Source organism: Streptomyces sp. GMY02, assembly GCF_019056675.1.
GTDB classification, from domain to species: Bacteria; Actinomycetota; Actinomycetes; order Streptomycetales; family Streptomycetaceae; genus Streptomyces; species Streptomyces odonnellii.
Genome location: NZ_CP077658.1, coordinates 1,143,808 through 1,163,009 on the forward strand (window position 1 = coordinate 1,143,808; position 19,202 = coordinate 1,163,009).

Consider the following 19,202-nt stretch of genomic DNA (forward strand, 5'->3'; position numbering starts at 1 on the left):
GTCCGGAGGACAAATACGCCCCCGCGAGTACGTTGGAAAGGAAGGCCGACGAGGAGGCGAGAGTCATGCCGCGCACCGACGACGAGCACGGAACGGTCATTGTGACGGGGGCGAGCCGGGGGATCGGCGCCGCCATCGCCACGGCGCTGGGAGCCCAGGGGTACGCCGTGGCCGTCGACTACGCCGCCCACGCGGAGCCCGCCGAGGAAGTGGCCGCCGGGATCCGCGCGAAGGGCGGGCACGCGAAGGCCGTCCGCGCCGATGTGTCGTCGCCGAAGGAGGTGGCGGAGCTGTTCGAGCAGGCGGAGCGGGAGCTGGGACCGGTGACCGCGCTGGTCAACAACGCGGGAAGCCTGGGCGCCGAGGCCCCGCTCGACGCGCAGGACCCGGACTCGCTCTCCCGGCTGCTGGAGATCAATGTCCTCGGTCCGATGGTGTGCGCCCAGCACGCGGTACGGGTGATGTCCACCCGGCACGGCGGCCGGGGCGGATCCATCGTCAACATGGCTTCTGTGGCTGCCCGTACCGGCGGTCTGCCGGGCCTCTCCCCCTACGCGGCCACCAAGGGCGCCATGGTCTCCTTCAGCCGGGCCCTGTCCAACGAGGTCGCCTCCGAGGGCATCCGGGTCAACAGCGTCTCCCCCGGCATCGTCGCCACCGAGATGACGGAGGGTCCGGGATTCGAGGAGGGCGCCGCCGTCAGCCCGATCGGCCGCTTCGGCCGCCCGGAGGAGATCGCGGACACGGTGTCCTGGCTGCTCTCGCCGGCCGCCTCGTTCGTCACGGGCAGCGACATCACCGTATCCGGCGGCCGCTGAGGCGCCGACCGTACGCGTACGTCGAACAACGCCACCGGATCCACCGCCCGGGCCCCCGAAGTGCGCGTAAGCGGCTCCGTTAAGGGAAATGAATATCACTTGGAAAGAGGATCACCGGTCAGCATGAAGATCGAGAGGACAGTTGAGTGGCCCTGCCTCTGTACCTGGAGCCACGCGTGGAGACGCGTCCGGCGGCGCTGCTGAGAGAAGAGCGCTTTCTGCGCGGGCTCGTCGGCGCTCTCGGTTCGCCGCTGAATGTGGTGCTGCCCGATCAGTTGGCCGACAACGTGGCGCGATTCCGGGCCATGTACCGCAAGCACCAGCTCAGCGGTCCGATCTGCTTCGCCCACAAGGCGAATCGTTCCAGCGCGCTGATGCGCCGCCTCGCCGCGACCGACGCCTCGGCGGATGTCGCGTCCCTGGGCGAGTTACAGCACGCCCTCGGGGCCGGGTTCACCCCGGACCGGATCATGGCGACCGGCCCCAAGACCCCGGAGTTCCTGTGGCTCGCGGCCCGTACCGGAGTCACCGTCCATGTCGACAGCCGCGCGGAGCTGGACCAACTGGCCGCGCTCATACGCTCGTACGCGCTCCCACGGGTACGGATCCTGCTCCGGCTCTCGGCGTTCGAGTCGCCCGGGGTCAAAGTCCTCAGCCGGACCAGCCGGTTCGGCATACCGGCGCGTGAACTTGGGAGCGCTCTCAGCGCGGTTGACGAGCACAGCGGGGCGGTGGAGCTGATCGGGGTCGGCTTCCATCTGGACACGACCAGTGTCGGCGAGAAGGCCCTCGCCCTCGAAGGAAGCATCCGGGCCATGGGCGAACTGCGCGAACGGGGCCTGAGCCCCCGGCTGGTGGACATCGGCGGCGGCTTCGGCGTCAACTACCTCGCGCACCACGAGCAGTGGGAGCGCTACACCACCGAACTCACCAGAGCCGTCCTGGGCCGGCGGCCCCCTTGACCTGGCGCGGCCATGGCTATGGGCTGCGCGACGAGGCCGGGACCCTGCGCGGTTCGCTGGCCCTCTATCCGGCCTACCGCCCGCTCGCCGGCGAACAGTACCTGGACGAACTGCTGTCGGCCCCCGCCCCCTCGCTGGGCGGGCGCCCGCTGTCCACCCTGCTGCTGGAGAATCTGTACGACCTGTGCGTCGAACCCGGCCGGGCCCTGGTCGACCAGTGCGGGCTGGTGCTCGCCCGGGTGCTGGAGGTGCGCCGTACCGAAGCCGGGGAGCATCTCGTACGGCTGGAGGCGAAGGCCGACGACATCGGCCTGGAGGACCACGGGGTCTTCATGGATCCCGTCCTCATCGGGCATGAGCACGATGAGGACGGGGGCGACGAAGCCGTGGGGGTCTATCTCGCGGGCGGACTGTGTCTGGAGGCCGGTCTCATCTCGCGCAGGACGGTTTTCCTGCCGCGCCTGCCGCGCCCCGGGGACCTGCTGGCTTTTGTGAACACCGCCGGATACGTCATGGACTTCCAGGCCACCGGCGCTCAACGGCTGCCCGTGGCGCGCGGGGTGGCCGTGTGGCAGGACGGCGAGGACGGCGGCCCATGGCAGTGGAGCCTCGACGAACAGTACTGGCCGACGCTCCGTCAGGAAGGACAGGCGTGAGATACGACAGCATCACCCAGGCCATCGGCAACACCCCGCTGGTACGGATCGATCCGCGGGTGCACGGTCTGCGCCATATCGATCTGTACGCCAAGCTGGAGTTGCTCAACCCCTTCGGCTCGGTCAAGGACCGCGCGGCGTGGAACATGGTCAGGCCCGGACTGGAGACCGCGGTGGAGCGCGGCAGCCAGATCGTCGAACTGTCCAGCGGCAACACAGCGAAGGCGCTGTCCGTGATCGCGGGCATGCACGGGCTGTCGTTCAAGAGCGTGACCAACCGGATGCGGATCCCGGAGATCAAGGATCTGCTTCTGCTGCTGGGCGCGGAGATCGAGGAGCTTCCCGGGCGGAGCGAATGCCTCGACCCGACCGACACCGACGATCCGCTGACCCTCTTCCATCACGCGCTCTCGGACCCGGACAGCGCGTATCTGCACACCGACCAGTACTTCAACGACCGCAACACCGAGGCCCATGCCCTGGGCACCGGGCCGGAGATCGTGAAGGACCTGGACGGGCGGGTGCCCGACTGGTTCGTCGCCTGCGTGGGCACCGCCGGGTCCTCCACCGGTGTGGCCAGGGTGCTGCGGGAGCACGACCCACGGGTCCGGGTGGTCGGGCTCGTCGCGGACAAGTCGGACTTCATTCCGGGGATCCGCACCATCGACGAGGTGCACGAGGTGGGCCTGTTCGACCCGGCCACCTACGACACCATGGAGTCGGTGACCGCCGACGAGGCCATCGACGGGATGCTGACGCTGGCCCGCCGCTGCGGCATCCTCGCCGGACCGACCGGCGGCGCCGCGTACTTCGGGACCGTACGGCACCTGCGCGCCCTCGACGCCGGACTCGGCGCCGGACTCGGCGCCGGACCGGCCGGCTCCGCCGAGCGCAGGACCGCCGTGTTCATCGTCTGCGACCGTATCGAGAGCTATCTCAGCTATGTACGGCGCCGCCGTCCCGACCTCCTCGGTCTGGCGCCCCGCAAGAACTCGCTGCTCGATGTCTCCGGGACGGAGATCGCGACGGTCGCCTCCGTGCGGGTGCGGGAGGCCCAGGAGTGGATCGCGCGGGAGCAGCCCTTGGTGATCGATCTGCGCAGCCCGTCCGCCTACGCGGCCCTGCACATCGAGCACGCGGTCAATATCGTGGACGAGCTGTTCGCCGAACTCGTCCGGGGCGGGCTCCCGTTCAGCGCGCGCAAGCCGGTGCTGCTGACCTGCCCGGTCGGCGACAAGTCCGCGCGGTACGCGGCGCTGCTGACCCGGATGGGGCACACCGACGCCCGCAGTCTGGACGGCGGCATCATCGCTTGGCGCGACGCGGGTGCCCCGCTGGTACGGGACTGACCCGGATGACCACGACCGACCTCCGTGACCGTGGCGACGGCGGGACCTTCCCGTACGATCTGAGCGCCTGGCAGCAGGCCCTGCGCGCCCAGTTCCCGATCATCACCGCCCACCCCGGGCTGGCGTATCTCGACAGCGCGGCCACGGCGCAGAAGCCCGAGGCCGTGCTGAACGCCGTCCACACCTATCTGACGACCGCCAACGCCAACGCGGGGCGGGGCACCTATCCCTGGGCGAACGCCTCGACCGAACTGGTGGAACGCACCCGCCGGCAGATCAAGTCCTTTCTCTCCGACCCCGAACCCGACCGCTCCACCGTCCACTTCACCAGCGGCACCACCGAGGGCCTGCGCACCGTCGCCCTCGACTGGCTGCCCGGACTGCTCGGCGACGGCGACGAGATCGTCGTACCGCACGCCGACCACCAGGCCAATGTGCTGCCCTGGCTGGAGGCGCGGGACCTGCTCGCGGCCCGGGGCATACGGATCGGGGTGCGCGAGATGCCGTACCAGACCTCCTCCGGCGACTACGACCCCGCCGCCCTCGCGCGCCTGCTCAGTCCCCGTACCCGCTTTGTCGCCACCACCCATGTCCACCATGTCTACGGCGCGGACATGAACGTCCACCGTATCCGCGCCGCCGTCGGCCCCGACGTACCGATCTGTCTGGACGCCGCCCAGAGCATCGGCCACCAGCCCGTCTCCGTCGCCGGTCTCGATGTCGACTTCGCCGTCTTCTCCGGGCACAAGGCACTCGCGCTGCCCGGCACCGGTGCTGTCTGGGCCCGCCAGACGCGTGGCCCGCGTTTCGCCCCCGGCGGCTGGAGCGGCACCCCCAACACCGCCGGGATCGCCTCCCTCGCCGCGGCCCTCGACTGGCTGCGGGAGGCGGGAACGGACCGTATCGCCCGCTGGACCACCGCCCTCGCGCTGCGGCTGACCGACGGGCTGCGCCATCTGCCCGCGTACCGGATCCTCGGCTGTCAGACCAGTCTCGCGCAGGACTCCCCCGTCCAGCACCGGGCCGGCATCGTGACCTTCCGCCATCGGTCCATCGGCGCGAGCGATCTGGGGTTCATCCTCTTCAGCCATGGCTTCATGGTCCGCACGGACGGCCACTGCCAGGGAGCGGCCGGCGAGAAGACCTCGTCGGTCCGCGTCAGCACGCATGTCTACAACACCCCGGAGGAGATCGACCGGCTGCTCGCCGTCCTCAGCGGGCTCGAATGAGTAATGGAAACCGTTTCCACCTGTAAGTTGGAAGTGTTCGACGAGTCCGGTACGAGCAGGGCGAAGGTGGCACGGCCAGATGGGGCTGAGCATGGCGGCGGCTGAATCGTGGGTACGGCGGTGGGAGCGGCAGCAGCAGCGGTACGCGGTCGACCGCGAGGAGCGGTTCACGGTGATCGCGGACGTGGTCGAGGAGGTGGCACGGGACCGCCCGCGACCGCATGTCCTGGACCTCGGCTGCGGCCCCGGGTCGCTCGCCGCGCGGCTGTCCGCCCGGATCCCCCGGGCGGAGATCGTGGCGGTGGACATGGATCCGCTGCTGCTGGAGCTGGCCCGTACCCATCACGCGGACGCCGCCCGCTATGTGGACGCGGAGATCGGCGCGGAGGGCTGGACCGAGGCCCTCGCACTCGGCCGGCACCTGGACGCGGCCGTCTCCACCACCGCGCTGCACTATCTCTCCGAACACACCCTGCGACGGACGTACGAGAAGCTCGCGGAGCTGCTACGCCCGGGAGGCGTCCTCATCAACGCCGACCACTTTCCGCAGCGGGCCTCCGGGCATGCCCGGATCACGGCGCATGTCGGGCGGTGCCGGGCCGAGCGGCAGCGGGTCTTCGTCCATGAGGACTGGGACTCGTGGTGGGCCGCGGCGGCGCGCGACCCTGAGCTGGCGGACCTGCTCGCGGAGCGCGCCCGCCGGGGCCCCATCACGGAGGCGGGCGAGGAGCTGCCCCCGTCCCGCCACACCGAACTGCTGCACGCGGCGGGATTCCAGCACGCCGCCCCGGTCTGGCAGTTCGGCAACAGCCATGTGCTGGTGGCGATCCGCTGAGACCCGGCTCGTACGGTCCGGTCCTGCGCCGCGCGGGGCTGTTGTCAGGAGACGACCGGTCCGGGCGACCCTCCATCGGCGCGGGAGACGGTCAGGCGATGCCGTTCCGCGCGCTCATTCCCGCGGTGATGTCGCGCAGCAGGCCGGGCAGATCGTACGGAGCGGTGCGGACCTCGATCAGCACCATCCGGTCGGGGGTCGCGTCCGCCGCCACCAGCGCCCGGTCCAGCTCGTCCGGTGTGGCGGCGCTCAGACAGAGCGCGTCACCGACACCGAGCGCGCCGGGGAGCCGCTGCCAGTCCCAGCGGGCGATGTCGTTGTACTCCGCCGCACGGCCGTGGATGGCGCGCTCGACCGTATAACCGTCGTTGTTGACCAGGATGATGACCGGGGTGAGGCCGTAGCGGCCCATGGTGCCGAGTTCCTGCGCCGTCATCTGCGCCGAGCCGTCCCCGACGGCCAGCAGACAGCGGTCGTCGGGGTCCGCGAGCTGCGCACCCAGCAGCGCGGGCAGGCTGTATCCGATGGACCCCCACAGCGGCTGCCCGATGAACCGCGCGCCGGCGGGGAAACGCTGGGTGCAGAGCCCGAAGTACGAGGTGCCCTGCTCGGCGACCACGGTCTGCCCCTCCCGGAGCGACCGCGCAACTCGCGGCCACAGGTACCCCTGGGTCAGAGGCTCGTCGGGGCGCGGGCTCCGCCGGACGGCCGAAGACCCGGTCGCGGCCGTGCCCGTACCGGCGGAAGCGCCTGCCGAAGCAGCTCCGAAAGTGCCGGTGAACGCGTCGGTACGGAGCTTCTCGGCCGGCAGTCCGCTCAGCGCCGTGAGCGCGGCGGCCAGGGGCACCCCGGGTACTCCGTACCGTCGATGAAGGCGGACTCCGGCTGGAGGTCGATGCCCCGGCCGGGATCGAAGCCGTGGCTGAAGCCGCCACTGGTCGTGTCCGCGAGCCGCACCCCCGCGCGGATCAGCACGTCCGCCTCCTCGATCACCTGCCGGGTACGGGGATCGCCGAACGCACCCGCGTACACCCCGAGCCAGGCCGGGCGGGTCTCGTCGGCGACGGTCTTGCCCATGGCGAGCGTGGCGAACGGCACGCCGCTGGAGTCCAGCAGCGCCGCCAGCGCGTCCCGCGCGCCGAACCGGTCGACCAGGAAATCCGCCAGCACCGCGGCACTGTGCGCACCGGCCAGCTTCCGGCGCGCGTCCTCGGTGAAACGCTCCAGGGACCGGGCGTCGACCGGGAAGGATCGACCTTCCGCGGGCAGCGGTCCTGTCGGCGCGGGTACGGGGAGAAGTGCCACGTCGGAGGCCATGCGCAGATAGACCGGCCGCCGTTCTCGAAGAGCCGTCAGCAGAACGCGGTCGATCTCCTCGGCGGCGCTGTCGGGGGTGAGGGCCGCCGTGGTGGCGCTGACGCTCCGCTGGGCGCGCGCGAAGCGTTCGAAGTCGCCGTCCCCGGCGGTGTGATGGACGAGCGCCCCGGTCTGTTCCATGGCCGTGGCAGGACCCATGACGAGATGGACCACGGGCACGTACTCGGCGTAGCTGCCCGCCACCCCGTTGACGGCGCTCAGCTCCCCGACCCCGAAGGTCGTCAGCAGCGCGCCCAATCCCCGCACACGCGCATAGCCGTCGGCGGCGTAGGCGGCTCCGAGTTCATTGGCGTTCCCCACCCACTCGATTCGCGGGTCCTCCATCACCTTGTCGAGAGCGGCGAGATTGTAATCGCCGGGAACTCCGAAAAGCCGGTCCACTCCAAGAGACGCGAGGCGGTCGAGAAGGTATTCGGTGATCGTGATGTCACAAGGCTTCATGGGGGTTTCACTCCCGAATACGAAGAATACAAAACAGGCGCTGCACCCTCCACTGTCCGGGAATCCGGCTGCCCCGGGTAACAGAGGAAGCGAGAATTCGTCCGCCGGTTTCCTGGGGAATCCTCAGGGGCAGCGGGCCCGGTGGCACCGGAACCCACTGGCCGGGCGGACTCCTGGAGCGGGATGTACGGTGATTCCACAGGAGCGGGGACAGGGCCGGGAACGGAGTCGGGAGCGGGCTGAGAGCCAGGCCCGGGCGCGGTCACCGCTCGGACACGAGGCGACCCATGATCGATCCATTGTTCCGGGAAATGATCGGCGAACTGCCGTCCTTCGCGCCGGAGGTCACGGCCGTCATCCGCGCGGAAATCCCCCAGTATTCAGTCGTGCCCGAGCAGGAACACATGCGCGATGTGAGGGCACAGCTCCATTGGCTGCTGGAGGGCCTCGACCAGGGAATCATGCCCTCCCCCGGATATCTGCGTGAATCCTCGCGGCTGGGAGCGGCACGGGCGGCACAGGGCCTGCCGATCGAGGCACTCCTCGGCGCGTATCACATCGGCTACCGCGAGACCTGGAACGCGATGATGCGGCACGCCGTCGGCCGGGGCCAGCAGGCGGTCACCGAGCTGGCCGCGCAGGTCACCCTGTTCTGGGCCTGGATCCGGGAGCTGACGAACGCGGTGGCCGTCGCGTACGAAGGGGTCGTACGTTCCGAGCTGTCGGCACAGGAGGACCGCTACCGACGGCTGATCGAGGCCATGGCCTCGGCCGATCCGGCCGATGAGGCGACGGTGACGCTGGCCCGGTCCCTGGGATACGACCCGGCCGGCGAGTTCCAGGCGTTCCGCGGCCGGTCCGGCGATCTGCCGAGCGGCGGTCTGGAGAGTTTCCGCCGGTACGCCGCCACCGTGCCCGGTGTGGTGGTGGCGACCATCCACGGCGGCGCGATGTCCGTGCTGAGCCAGGGGGTGCAGGACCGGGTCATCCTCCGGTCGCTCTCCCGGGCGATCCGGGCGGCGCGGACCGTGAAGCAGGGTGCGGGCGCCACACGGCTGCCGCTCGGGATCGGCCTGCCGAGAGCCGGTCTGCCGGGCGCGGCCGACAGTTTCCAGGACGCCGACGGCGCGCTGTCGCTGGCCCTGCGCCAGGGCGGCGGGGCCGTCCGCTACTCGGTTGCCTGGCTTCAGGCGAGCCTCGCGGAGCAGTCCCGCCGGCTGGGCGACGTCCTCGGGGCGGGCGCCCGTACGGCAGCGGCGCACCCGCATCTGGCCGCCGCCGTGACCGCCTACGCCGACCACGGATTCGTCCCGACGGCCGCCGCCCGCGCGCTGAACGTCCATCCCAATACGGTGGTGTACCGGCTGGACCGCTGGACCACGCTCACGGGCTGGGATCCACGGACCCGGGACGGGCTGTTGAGGTCCCTGCTGGCGCTGGACCTCTGTCCGGTGGCGGTCCCGGCCGCTCAGATGCCCAGGCCCTGACCGCCGTTCATGGGACTGCCGGGCATCGGGCGCCCCGGTGACTCCTCCACCACCTTCGCCAGTCGCCGCAGCATATCGCGGTGCCTGACCTGGAGAAACGCGTCGATCGCCAGATTGTGTACCGTGCCGCCGAAGCCGCGCAGCGGATGCTCGTCCAGGATCACCAGCGTCTCGTCGCCCCACGACCGGATGTCGAGCGCGATCCGCGCCGAGCCGAGCAGCCCGCTGTGCGCCTCCAACTCCAGCCACCGGGGCGGCTCATGGCGCCGTACGACCGTACGCCCCCGGAACTCCTTGGGCCCCAGCCGCAGGGTGTACGTCAGCGAGGAGCCGACCTCGGGCCAGTGGCCCTCCGCCGGGGCGGAGCTCGCGGTGCCGACCACCCATTCGGAGTAACGCGCCGGGTCTTCGAGGACCGCCCAGACAACGGCCGGCTCGCGCGAGATGAGCTGATGCCGTACGGCCATATGTCCTCCCTGACGAATCGCCGGCAGCCGGATCCGCAGAAGCCGGATCCGTGGAAGCCGGATCCGTGGAAGCCGGATCCGTGGAAGCCGGATCCGTGGAAGCCCACGCCCTTACGTCGATCAAAGCACCTTCCCGGCGATCCGGCGGCCCGAGCCGGGGACGGCCCCGGCCCGGCGCCGGGCCGGGGCGACGCGGGCGCTCATGCCCTTCCGGGGGCGGTCTCCCGTACGACCTCCTCGGCCGGCTTGTCGTCGCGCAGGCCCAGGAAGCGGGGGTGACGGAGCATGCCGTCCCGGGTCCATTCGGTGAAGGCGATCTGCGCGACAAGCCGCGGCGCGGCCCAGTGCGGCGCCCGCTCCCGTACCGGATCGGCGAACGGCGAGCGGTCCACGCCCATCCCGTCCAGCCGTCGCCGCAGGTCGAGCAGGGTCCGGTGGTCGTAGCCCGTACCGGCCTTGCCCGCGTAGCGCAGACGTCCGCCCCCGCTCCTCTCGTAATAGCCGAGCAGCAGGGCGCCGAAGCCGACCCGCGCGCCGGACGGTTCCGTGTAACCGCCGATCACGAACTCCTGGCTCCGTGAGCACTTGAGCTTCAGCCAGGACGGAGAGCGTCTGGGCTCGTACGGCCCGTCGGCCCACTTCGCGATCAGCCCCTCCCACCCCTGGGCACACGCCCGGTCGAGCAGTTCCTGGCCGCCCCGGTTGCGGTGCGGGGTGAAGCGCAGGGGCGGACGGTACGCGAACGCTCTGCGCAGCAGGGACTTGCGGGAGCGCAGCCGCAGCCTGGTGACATCTACGCCGTCGAGCCGCAGCAGGTCGAAGAGGTGGTACGTGACGGCCACCCCGCTGGCGCGGACCTGCCGGGGGTCGGTGAGCCCCATCCGCTGCTGGAGCAACGCGAAGTCGGTGCGCCCGTCCGCGTACGCCACGATCTCGCCGTCCACGGTGAAATCGGCGCGGTCCTGTGCGGTGAGGGCGTCCACGACCTCCGGATATGTGGAATTGAGCCGCCGTCCGGTGCGCGACAGAAGGCGCACCCCGCGCTCGTCCCGTACTGCGAGCACCCGCACCCCGTCGAGCTTCCGCTCGAAGATCCACTCATCGCCGAAGTCACGCCGGTCGCTCAGTGTGGCGAGCATGGGCCGCGCCGCCAGTTCCACCCCGGACCGGGCGCCGCCCAGCTTCCGCCGCTCGCTCGCGGGCAGTGTCTCCAGCAGGGAGGTCACCGTCGGCCCCAGCGTCTGACGCTCCACGTGTACTGATCGCCGCCCACCCAGTGCACCACCGCCGGATCCTCCAGATCGGCGCCCCTCACACCGGCCGCATAGGCGTATTCGTACACGTCCTCGATGGAGAAGGCCTTGCCGACCAGCTCGCCCAGTACCTCCACCAGCCGGAACGGCGGATCCCCCGCGTTGACCGGCAGCACCACAACCGGAGCGATACGAACCTGCGGGCTCTCTCTTTCCGTCATGAGACCGGCCTTCACCTCAAGGAAAACCCCTCGCTACGAGGCTCCGCCACCCCACCCCGCCCGGCAACCGGGAAACGGCTGGGCGGTTTCGGCCGTCTCGTCGAGGGCCGACCAGGTGGACTCCGGGAGATCCATGGCGGACCAGCGCGCCGCTGAGATCACCTCGTCCGGGGTACGGAAGCCCGCGACCACTCCCGCCACCACCGGGGCGCGCAGCGGGAAGCGGAGGGCGGCGTGCGGGAGAACGGTGTGGTGGGCGGCGCAGATGTCGGCGAGGTGGCGGGCGCGGCGCAGTGTCTCGGCGGGGGCCGGACCGTAGTCGAAGGAGGCGTCGTCGGCGGGGCGGGGCCGGCTGAGCAGTCCGGAGTTGAAGGGGGCCGCGGCGACCACCGACACACCGCGCCGCTCGCACGCCTCCAGCAGCGGGCGGGCCGTGCGGTCGATCAGGGTCCATCGGCCGGCCACCATCACCGCGTCCACATCCGCCTCGGCGACGACCCGGAGCAGCGGGGAGACGGTGTTCATACCGACACCGACAGCGCCGATCACCCCTTGGTCGCGCAGCGCCGCCAGCGCGGGCAGGGCCTGGCCGAGGGCGGTGTCGAGGTGATCGTCGGGGTCGTGCACATACACGATGTCCACCCGGTCCAGGCCCAGCCGGGTCAGACTGCCCTCCAGGCTGCGCAGCACACCGTCACGGGAGTAGTCGGGGCGCCGGATCAGGGTGTCCGGTACGGCGAAACCCCCGGCGGCCAGGTCGGATCCGGTGGGCGCGGGGTGGGGCTCCAGCAGCCGGCCGACCTTGGTGGAGACGGTGAACTCCGCGCGGGGCCGGTGGGCGAGCGCCGCGCCGAGCCGCCGTTCGGAGAGTCCGAGGCCGTAGTGGGGCGCGGTGTCGTAGTAGCGCACCCCGGCGTCCCAGGCGGCCTCGACCGTGGCCCGTGCCCGGTCGTCGTCGAGCGGGGTGTAGAGGTTGCCGATGGGCGCGGCGCCGAATCCCAGGGGGCTGACGCCCACGTTCGTACGGCCGAGCCGGCGGGCGGTCACGCGGCGATCCCGTACCAGCGCGCGGCCGTCCCGCCGAAGACGGCCTCGCGCTCGTCGGCGCTCAGCGCGCCGGTGAGGGTCTCGGCGACGGCCAGGACCTCGTCGTACCCGGCCGCGAGCAGGCAGACCGGCCAGTCCGAGCCGTACATCAGCCGGCCGGGGCCCACGGTGGTGAGCAGTACGTCCGCGTAGGGGCGCAGTGCGGCGGCGGGGTCCGCGCCGGTCCTGGTGACCAGGCCGGACAGCTTGACGGCGGCGTTGGGGCAGCCGGCCAGCTCGGTCAGCAGCGCGGTCCATGGCTCAAGGCCGTCCGCGCCGACAATCGGATTGCCCGCGTGGTCCAGGACGAAACGGACATCCGGCAGGTCGCGTACGGTCCGGACGGCGGCGGGCAGTTGGTCGGGCCGTACGAGCAGTTCGTACACCAGGCCCGCGGCGCCGACCGCCTCGATACCGCGCCGTACCTCGGGCCGCGCGATCCACTCCGGATCGGTCTCGTCCTGGATGCCGTGCCGGATGCCGACGAGGGCCGGGCCGCCGGGCAGCTCGCGCAGCTCCGCGAGGCGGTCGGCGATTCCGGGGCCGGTCAGGCCGGTCCAGCCGACGACCGCCCGGACATACGGATCGGCGGCCGCCAGGGCGAGCAGTTCCGGTGTCTCCTCGGCCACGGCGACGGTCTGTACGACGACGGTCGCGTCGATGGCGTTCCGGTCGAGCGCGGGCCGCAGATCGGCGGTGGTGAAGGTGCGGCGCAGGGCCGGGATGTCGCGGGTCCAGGGCTGGTCGCGTACCGCGAGATCCCATAGATGGTGATGGGCGTCGATGCGCACCGGTCGGTCCTCCGGGTCGGCGAAGTATGCGGTGGGCGGGCGGAGTTACGGGTACGGGCGCCGGGGCGCGGTACGGAGTCCCGGCCGCCTCAGTCCAGATGGAAGATCTCCTCGGCGGCGGCCCACCGCTCCCCCTCGGCCGCGCTGTCCAGCGGCTGCTGGCACGGGTCGGTCAGCGCCCACCACTCCCGGGAGACCGGATCGGCCGCGATCAGCGCGGTGTCGGCGGCGTAGTCCGTGCCCGTGTATTCCAGGTAGCTGAACAGCAGGCCGTCCCGCAGGAAGATGGAGTAGTTCCCGATGTGGGCCCGCTTGAGGGCCGCGAGCACACCCGGCCAGGCGGCTGCGTGCAGGGCCCGGTACTCGGCTTCCTTCTCGGGCCGCAGCCGGATCACCGCGGCGAAGCGTCGCATCGCGCTCCCTCTCCGTAAGGATCCACTTCAAAGGATCTGCTTCATCGGACAGGCAGGACCTTAAGGATCTGATCCCTTCCATGCAATAGCCCGGAGCATCGCATCCCTTTTAGTGCGATATGAGGTGGTATCAGGGATCAAGTAACCAGAGTTTTCGCCAGACTCTTTTCAACGCGTAACGCGGCTGTCATAGTTGCCCCGCCGATGAACCTGATTAATCCGAAGCGGCATGAGGAGGGGGTAACACCGTGGCGGCTCCATCACAGATCCCTGGCGAAGGCGAAGGGGACGACGACGCGTCGCGTCGCTACCGGCCGGGCTACGAACTGGTCGCCGAGCAACTGCTGAGCTACATCGCCGAGCAGAATCTGCGGGCCGGGGACCGGCTGCCCACCGAACAGGGCCTGGCCCAGATCCTGGGCGCCTCCCGCAATGTGACCCGCGAGGCGGTGAAGGTCCTGGCCGCGATCGGCCGGCTCAGTGTGCGGCGCGGTGCCGGCATCTTCGTCGCCGACTCGGGCGGCGGGCTGGTGGACGACCCGCTCTCGCACTTCCGGCCGACGAGCATGGAAGACGTCCTGATGCTGCTGGACTACCGGACGGTCATCGAGTCGGAGACGGCGCGCCGCGCGGCGTCCCTCGCCACCCCGATCGAGGTCCGCACCATCCGGGAGTGTGCCGAGACCACGCTGGTGGCGGCCCGGGAGTCGGACGCATACGGCTTTGCCAAGGCCGATGCCGCGTTCCATGACGCGGTGGGGGCCGCCGCGCACAATGTGTTCCTGAGATCGAGTGTCGCCGGTGTGCGGCGGCTCGCGTCACAGTCCGATGTGCTGCTCTTCCACGGCGACGCGCCGGGTTCGCTGGAAGTGGCGGCACGACAGCACCTCGCCATTGCCGAGGCGGTCGCCGCGGGGGAGGCCGGTCTCGCCGGGGAGCTGATGGTGGAGCACATCGCCACGACGCAGAGCCAGTTCGAACGGAAGATCCGCGACCGGCTGTTCAATCTCGACTCCCGTACCGCCTCCGGGCCGGCCGGGCGTCCGCCGAAGAACAGCGCCTCCCCGGACGACCCCCTCTCGCAGGAGACGTCCGCCTCGTAGCACTCGTAGCACTGGAGAAGTCCACCTCGTGGGCCGGCGGTCGGACGCCGGCCACCTGGCTCACGGACCGAGCCGCCCCCCAACGCCGGGGGAATCCCGGAGGACGACCGGGTTCCCCCACATCACCTCATTCAGGCGATTGGATTTCCGTGTCTGCACCATCACCCCGCAAGGGCATACCCGTACCACTGCGAAGAGCCCTCACAGCCGCCCTGTCCCTGGCCGCCGCGGTGGCGCCACTGGCCGCCGTACCGGCCCAGGCGTCCCCCCGGGCGCAGGGCCTGGACGTGTATGTCTCGCCGTCCGGCCGGGACTCCGGCACCGGCACCGCCACCCACCCCTTCAAGACGCTCGAACACGCACGGGACTATGTGCGTACGGCCAAGTCGAAGGTCCGCGGCGATGTCCGCGTACGGCTGCTGTCGGGTACGTACGAGCTGAGTCGTACGTTCGCCCTCACCCCGCAGGACTCCGGCAAGGACGGACAGCGGATCGTCTACGAGGCCGCGCCCGGCGCACGGCCGGTGATCAGCGGCGGCAAGCAGGTCGCCGGCTGGACCGTGGCCGATCCCGCGCGCGGGATCTACAAGGCCCGGCTCGCCGGCATCGACACCCGTCAGCTCTACGTGAACGGGGAGTTGGCCACCCGGGCCCGCGGCCAGAAGAACCCGCCCGGCTTCAACAAGACAGCCACCGGCTACACCTTCACCGACACCGGCATCAGCGGCTACAAGCGCCCCCAGGACCTTGAGGTCGCCAGCTCCTGGGGCTGGAAGCTGATGCGCTGCCCCGTGCAGTCCGTCTCCGGCAACACGATGACCATGCGGCAGCCGTGCTGGCGCAACGCCCACCTCCAGCAGGGCCAGGAGATCCAGAACCCGACCTGGCTGGAGAACGCCCGCGAACTGCTGGACAGCCCCGGCGAGTGGTACCTGGACAAGGGCGCGGACGAGGTCTACTACCTGCCCAAGGCCGGCCAGGACATGTCCACCGCGACCGTCGTCGTGCCCCGGGTGCAGGACCTGGTCGACTTCAACGGCACCACGGACCGCCCGGTCTCCGGCATCTCCTTCGAGGGCATCACCTTCTCCTACTCCACCTGGCTCGCCCCCAGTTCGTCCGAGGGCCTCATCGAGGGCCAGGCCGGCTTCCGGATGGTCGGTGAGAACAACCCCGACTTCGACTCGACCCGGCTGCACTGGCTGAAGACCCCCGGCGCCGTCAACGTGAGCCACGGCCACGACATCGGCTTCCGGGGCAACACCTTCACCCACCTCGGCGCGGTCGGTCTCAACCTGAACACCGGCACCCAGGGCACCGACATCACGGGCAACGTCTTCCGCCAGATCGCCGCCACCGGCATCCAGGTCGGCGGCACCGACATCGTGGACCACCATCCCGACGACCCGCGGGACATCACCAAGAACACCACGATCGCCAACAACCTGGTCACCAAGGTCGCCGACCAGTACAACGGCTCGGTGGGCATCCTGGTCAGCTACACCGACAACACGGTGATCAGCCACAACAAGGTCTACGACCTGCCCTACAGCGGTATCTCCGTCGGCTGGGGCTGGGGCCTCACCGACAAGGGCGGGGACACCAACTACCCCGGCAACTCCGGCGTACCGGTCTGGGACACCGACACCACCAGCCGGAACAGCAAGATCACCGACAACGAGATCTTCGACTTCATGAAGTCGCAGGCCGACGGCGGCGGCATCTACACCCTCAGCACCAACCCCGGCGGCGTCGTCTCCGGCAACTACATCCACGGCGTTCCCTCGCCGGCCTACGGTGCCATCTACCACGACGAGGGCAGCCGGTACTGGAAGAACACCGGCAACGCCCTGTGCGACGTGTCGTACCAGTGGATGCTGATGAACCACGGCCTGGACATCACCGCCACGGGCAACTTCACCACCCAGCCCGCGTTCACCACCCAGGCCAACAGCATCGGCAACAACGTGAGCGGCAACATCACGGTCGGTTCCTGTGAGCAGCTCCCGGCCTCGATCGTGAACAACGCCGGTCTCCAGCCCGCTTACCGTCACCTCGACCCGGGCCCCGAGGTCACCGACCGTACGGCGCCCACCGCCCCCGGCACCCCGGCCGCGGTCACCGACTTCCCGACCGTGGCGGACCTCACCTGGGCGGCGTCCACCGACGACAAGGGCGTCACCGGCTACTCCGTCTACCGCGACGGCGCACTGGTCAACGCGTCCGGCAAGGCCTCGGTCCGTATCTCCGGCCTCACCGCTGGCAGGACGTACGCCTTCCGGGTCACCGCCCGTGACGCGGCCGGCAACGAGTCGTCGCCGAGCCGCGAGGTGAAGGTCACCATGCCGGCGGGCAGCGACCTGGCGCTGAAGAAGCCCGTCACCTACTCCTCGTACTCCGAGGACAACACCCCCGAGAAGGCGGTGGACGGCGATCTGTCCACCCGCTGGGCCCAGGGCCTCGGGCTGCCCGACCCGTCCTGGATCCAGGTCGACCTCGGCGCCTCGTACGACGTGACCGGCGCGATCACCACCTTCGAGAAGAGCAGCGGCTACAAGTACCGGATCGAGGTGTCGCCGGACGAGGTCAACTGGAAGACACTCGCGGACCGCACCGCCGAGGACACGTCGGCCCAGACCGACTATGTCCACACCGCCGAGCCGGCCGTCGGCCGTTTCGTACGGCTGACCGTCACCGGATCGCGCGGCAACGGCGGCAGCATCTACGACTTCCAGGTGTACGGCACTCCCCGCGCGCCCAGCACGGACCAGACGGCCCCCTCGGCCCCCGGCCGGCCGCGGGTCACACCGCTGCTGCCCAGCCTGGTGGACCTGGAGTGGCCGGCCGCGACCGACGACACCGGTGTGACCAGCTATGTCGTCTACCAGGACGGCAAGCGGATCGGGGTCACCGGCGCCACCACACTGCGGGTCTCCGGCCTGACCCCGGACAAGCAGTACTCGTTCACCGTCGTCGCCCGTGACGCCGCGCTCAACACCTCCGAGCCCGGCGAGGCGGCCGTCGTCACCACACCCGCCGACAACGATCTGGCGCTGAACAAGCCCGTCACGGCCTCGTCGTACTCGGAGGACAACACCCCCGAGAGGGCCGTCGACGGAAACCTGTCCACCCGCTGGGCCCAGGGCCTCGGACTGCCCGACCCCTCCTGGATCCAGGTGGACCTGGGCAAGGACACCAGTGTCTCCAGTGTGGTGACCACCTTCGAGAAGCCCAGCGGCTACCAGTACCGCCTGGAGTACTCGACCGACGGATCGTCCTGGTCCACCCTCGACGACCACACCTCCGCCAACACCGTCTCGGCGGCCAACTACTCGTTCGCCGACAAGCCCGTCACCGCCCGCTATCTGCGGCTGACCGTCACCGGCTCCAGTTGGAACGGCGGCAGCATCTACGAACTCCAGGCGTACGGCGACTTCTGACCCGTACGCGCCCCACGGAACCGTACGCGCGGGACCGGCACGCCCACACAGAAACGAAAGCCACGATGAAGATCACCCATGTCGAAGTACACCGGATCGACGTTCCGGCGGCCAGCCCGCCCTTCCGCTGGCGGGACGGGCTGAGCGGAAGCGCTCCGGTGGGCGACGGCGCGGTCCTGCGCATCGGTACCGACGAGGGAGCCGAAGGTGTGGCTCTGTTCGCCCGGCCGGGCGCCTTCATCACCCTGCGCGACCTGGTCGAGCGGGTCTTCCGCGAGGAGCTGGTCGGAGCCGACCCGTTCCGGCGGGAGTGGCTGTGGCACCGGGTGTGGGAGCTGGACCGTATCCACGAACTCCCGCTCCCCGCCCTGGGCCTGATCGACACCGCCCTGTGGGACCTGGCCGGCCGGTACCACGGCCAGCCGGTCTGGCGCCTGCTCGGCGGATTCCGCGAGTCGATCCCCGCGTACGCCTCCACCTCGACGTTCTCCAGTGTCGCGGAGTTCCTCGATGTGGCGGACCAGTGCCTCGAACTGGGGTACAGGGGCATCAAGCTGCACGCCTGGGGCGATGCCCGCAGGGACGCCGAGCTGTGTCTGGCGCTGCGCGACCATGTCGGCCCCTCGGTGCCGCTGATGTACGACGGGTCGGCGGGCTTCGACCTGCCGGACGCGATCCGGCTGGGGCGGGCCCTGTCCGAGGCGGACTACCTCTGGTACGAGGAGCCGATGCGCGAGTTCAGCATCTCCGCGTACCAGCGGCTGGCGGCGGCCGTGGACATCCCGCTGCTGGTCGCCGAGACCTCCGACGGAGCGCATATGAACTCCGCGGACTTCATCAGGGCCGGCGCCGCCACCTTCGGGGTGCGCGCCGGCACCACCCTCCGGGGCGGGATCACCGGTGCCATGCGCACCGCACACCTCGCCGACGCCTACCGGCTCCGTGCCGAGGTACACGGTTCGGACATCCCGAACCACCACCTGTGCATGGCCATCTCCAACACCACCTACTACGAGTCCCTGGTGACCGCGGCGAAGGTCGTCCGCGAGCGCCATGTGGACGACCAGGGCCTGGTGCACGCCCCCACGGGGCCGGGCATAGCCCTCCCGCTCGACTTCGGCTACGGGAGCGAGCTCCAGCGCTTCGTCGAGCAGCCGCGCTGACCGGGCGGCAGCGGCAGCCGATGTCCTTACCGACCTCACCGCCGTTACCGAACCCGGCGCCCCCACCCGGCGCGTTACCTGTCCCACGGGGTCCCCCGGCCCCATGTGGTC

The 19,202-nt window shown here is 70.5% G+C and carries 16 protein-coding genes and 1 pseudogene; 9 read left to right on the forward strand and 8 right to left on the reverse strand.

What is annotated here, in order from left to right; all coding sequences use genetic code 11:
- Positions 1 to 65: 65 nt before the first annotated feature.
- The 5 genes and pseudogenes from KQY30_RS04740 to KQY30_RS04760 all read left to right on the forward strand — a co-directional run bounded on the left by KQY30_RS04740 (position 66) and on the right by KQY30_RS04760 (position 5,849).
- Positions 66 to 818, forward strand: coding sequence for an SDR family NAD(P)-dependent oxidoreductase (locus tag KQY30_RS04740; protein WP_217305698.1), 753 nt, complete (start codon positions 66 to 68; stop codon positions 816 to 818).
- A gap of 146 nt (positions 819 to 964) precedes the next feature.
- A pseudogene (locus KQY30_RS04745) lies at positions 965 to 2,436 on the forward strand (Y4yA family PLP-dependent enzyme).
- The gene (locus KQY30_RS04750; RefSeq protein ID WP_217305699.1) at positions 2,433 to 3,785 is read left to right on the forward strand and encodes a pyridoxal-phosphate dependent enzyme; all 1,353 of its coding nucleotides are present in this window, start codon (positions 2,433 to 2,435) and stop codon (positions 3,783 to 3,785) included. Before KQY30_RS04745 ends, KQY30_RS04750 begins: the two are co-directional and overlap by 4 nt.
- Before the next feature lie 5 nt (positions 3,786 to 3,790).
- Positions 3,791 to 5,014 (forward strand): aminotransferase class V-fold PLP-dependent enzyme, encoded by a 1,224-nt coding sequence (locus KQY30_RS04755; protein ID WP_217305700.1) that lies wholly within the window; start codon positions 3,791 to 3,793, stop codon positions 5,012 to 5,014.
- A gap of 79 nt (positions 5,015 to 5,093) precedes the next feature.
- Positions 5,094 to 5,849, forward strand: coding sequence for a trans-aconitate 2-methyltransferase (locus KQY30_RS04760; RefSeq protein WP_217305701.1), 756 nt, complete (start codon positions 5,094 to 5,096; stop codon positions 5,847 to 5,849).
- 91 nt (positions 5,850 to 5,940) lie between these two features.
- Here the strand turns inward: KQY30_RS04760 and KQY30_RS04765 are convergent, their stop codons facing one another.
- Both KQY30_RS04765 and KQY30_RS04770 read right to left on the reverse strand, forming a co-directional pair.
- Entirely contained in the window at positions 5,941 to 6,696 is a 756-nt protein-coding gene (locus KQY30_RS04765) for a thiamine pyrophosphate-dependent enzyme (protein WP_217305702.1), read from the reverse strand.
- Positions 6,666 to 7,667 carry a thiamine pyrophosphate-binding protein gene (locus KQY30_RS04770; RefSeq protein ID WP_217305703.1) on the reverse strand — a complete coding sequence of 334 codons (1,002 nt, stop codon included), beginning with the start codon at positions 7,665 to 7,667 and terminating at the stop codon, positions 6,666 to 6,668. The genes KQY30_RS04765 and KQY30_RS04770 overlap by 31 nt, the downstream gene beginning before the upstream one ends.
- A gap of 287 nt (positions 7,668 to 7,954) precedes the next feature.
- Here KQY30_RS04770 and KQY30_RS04775 point away from each other — a divergent pair, with 287 nt between their 5' ends.
- Positions 7,955 to 9,154, forward strand: a complete 1,200-nt coding sequence (locus KQY30_RS04775) for a CdaR family transcriptional regulator (RefSeq protein WP_217305704.1) — start codon at positions 7,955 to 7,957, stop codon at positions 9,152 to 9,154.
- Here the strand turns inward: KQY30_RS04775 and KQY30_RS04780 are convergent.
- The 6 genes from KQY30_RS04780 to KQY30_RS04805 form a co-directional block, all read right to left on the reverse strand.
- Positions 9,136 to 9,621 (reverse strand): SRPBCC family protein, encoded by a 486-nt coding sequence (locus KQY30_RS04780; RefSeq protein ID WP_217305705.1) that lies wholly within the window; start codon positions 9,619 to 9,621, stop codon positions 9,136 to 9,138. The two genes, KQY30_RS04775 and KQY30_RS04780, sit on opposite strands and share 19 nt — an antisense overlap.
- Positions 9,622 to 9,821: 200 nt before the next feature.
- A complete protein-coding gene (gene ligD / locus KQY30_RS04785; RefSeq protein WP_217310742.1) occupies positions 9,822 to 10,847 on the reverse strand; it encodes a non-homologous end-joining DNA ligase in 1,026 nt (341 codons plus the stop codon).
- Positions 10,844 to 11,095 (reverse strand): hypothetical protein, encoded by a 252-nt coding sequence (locus tag KQY30_RS04790; protein ID WP_217305706.1) that lies wholly within the window; start codon positions 11,093 to 11,095, stop codon positions 10,844 to 10,846. Before KQY30_RS04790 ends, ligD begins: the two co-directional genes overlap by 4 nt.
- A 33-nt stretch (positions 11,096 to 11,128) precedes the next feature.
- On the reverse strand, positions 11,129 to 12,142 hold the full coding sequence (locus KQY30_RS04795; RefSeq protein ID WP_217305707.1) for an aldo/keto reductase: 1,014 nt from the start codon (positions 12,140 to 12,142) through the stop codon (positions 11,129 to 11,131).
- On the reverse strand, positions 12,139 to 12,972 hold the full coding sequence (locus KQY30_RS04800; protein ID WP_217305708.1) for an amidohydrolase: 834 nt from the start codon (positions 12,970 to 12,972) through the stop codon (positions 12,139 to 12,141). Before KQY30_RS04800 ends, KQY30_RS04795 begins: the two co-directional genes overlap by 4 nt.
- A gap of 89 nt (positions 12,973 to 13,061) precedes the next feature.
- Positions 13,062 to 13,385 (reverse strand): L-rhamnose mutarotase, encoded by a 324-nt coding sequence (locus KQY30_RS04805; protein WP_217305709.1) that lies wholly within the window; start codon positions 13,383 to 13,385, stop codon positions 13,062 to 13,064.
- A gap of 248 nt (positions 13,386 to 13,633) precedes the next feature.
- Here KQY30_RS04805 and KQY30_RS04810 point away from each other — a divergent pair, with 248 nt between their 5' ends.
- The 3 genes from KQY30_RS04810 (at position 13,634) to KQY30_RS04820 (ending at position 19,091) form a co-directional block, all read left to right on the forward strand.
- Positions 13,634 to 14,488 carry a FadR/GntR family transcriptional regulator gene (locus KQY30_RS04810; protein ID WP_217305710.1) on the forward strand — a complete coding sequence of 285 codons (855 nt, stop codon included), beginning with the start codon at positions 13,634 to 13,636 and terminating at the stop codon, positions 14,486 to 14,488.
- 149 nt (positions 14,489 to 14,637) lie between these two features.
- A complete protein-coding gene (locus KQY30_RS04815; RefSeq protein WP_254406944.1) occupies positions 14,638 to 17,928 on the forward strand; it encodes a discoidin domain-containing protein in 3,291 nt (1,096 codons plus the stop codon).
- 65 nt (positions 17,929 to 17,993) lie between these two features.
- Positions 17,994 to 19,091, forward strand: coding sequence for an enolase C-terminal domain-like protein (locus KQY30_RS04820; RefSeq protein WP_217305711.1), 1,098 nt, complete (start codon positions 17,994 to 17,996; stop codon positions 19,089 to 19,091).
- The last annotated feature ends 111 nt before the right edge of the window (positions 19,092 to 19,202 follow it).

Excerpts from the sequence above, each read along its gene's own strand:
- KQY30_RS04740 (WP_217305698.1), top strand. The coding sequence starts at position 66 with ATGCCGCGCACCGACGACGAGCACGGAACGGTCATTGTGACGGGGGCG.
- KQY30_RS04755 (WP_217305700.1), top strand. The coding sequence starts at position 3,791 with ATGACCACGACCGACCTCCGTGACCGTGGCGACGGCGGGACCTTCCCG.
- KQY30_RS04760 (WP_217305701.1), top strand. The coding sequence starts at position 5,094 with ATGGGGCTGAGCATGGCGGCGGCTGAATCGTGGGTACGGCGGTGGGAG.
- KQY30_RS04770 (WP_217305703.1), bottom strand. The coding sequence starts at position 7,667 with ATGAAGCCTTGTGACATCACGATCACCGAATACCTTCTCGACCGCCTC.
- KQY30_RS04775 (WP_217305704.1), top strand. The coding sequence starts at position 7,955 with ATGATCGATCCATTGTTCCGGGAAATGATCGGCGAACTGCCGTCCTTC.
- KQY30_RS04780 (WP_217305705.1), bottom strand. The coding sequence starts at position 9,621 with ATGGCCGTACGGCATCAGCTCATCTCGCGCGAGCCGGCCGTTGTCTGG.
- KQY30_RS04790 (WP_217305706.1), bottom strand. The coding sequence starts at position 11,095 with ATGACGGAAAGAGAGAGCCCGCAGGTTCGTATCGCTCCGGTTGTGGTG.
- KQY30_RS04805 (WP_217305709.1), bottom strand. The coding sequence starts at position 13,385 with ATGCGACGCTTCGCCGCGGTGATCCGGCTGCGGCCCGAGAAGGAAGCC.
- KQY30_RS04820 (WP_217305711.1), top strand. The coding sequence starts at position 17,994 with ATGAAGATCACCCATGTCGAAGTACACCGGATCGACGTTCCGGCGGCC.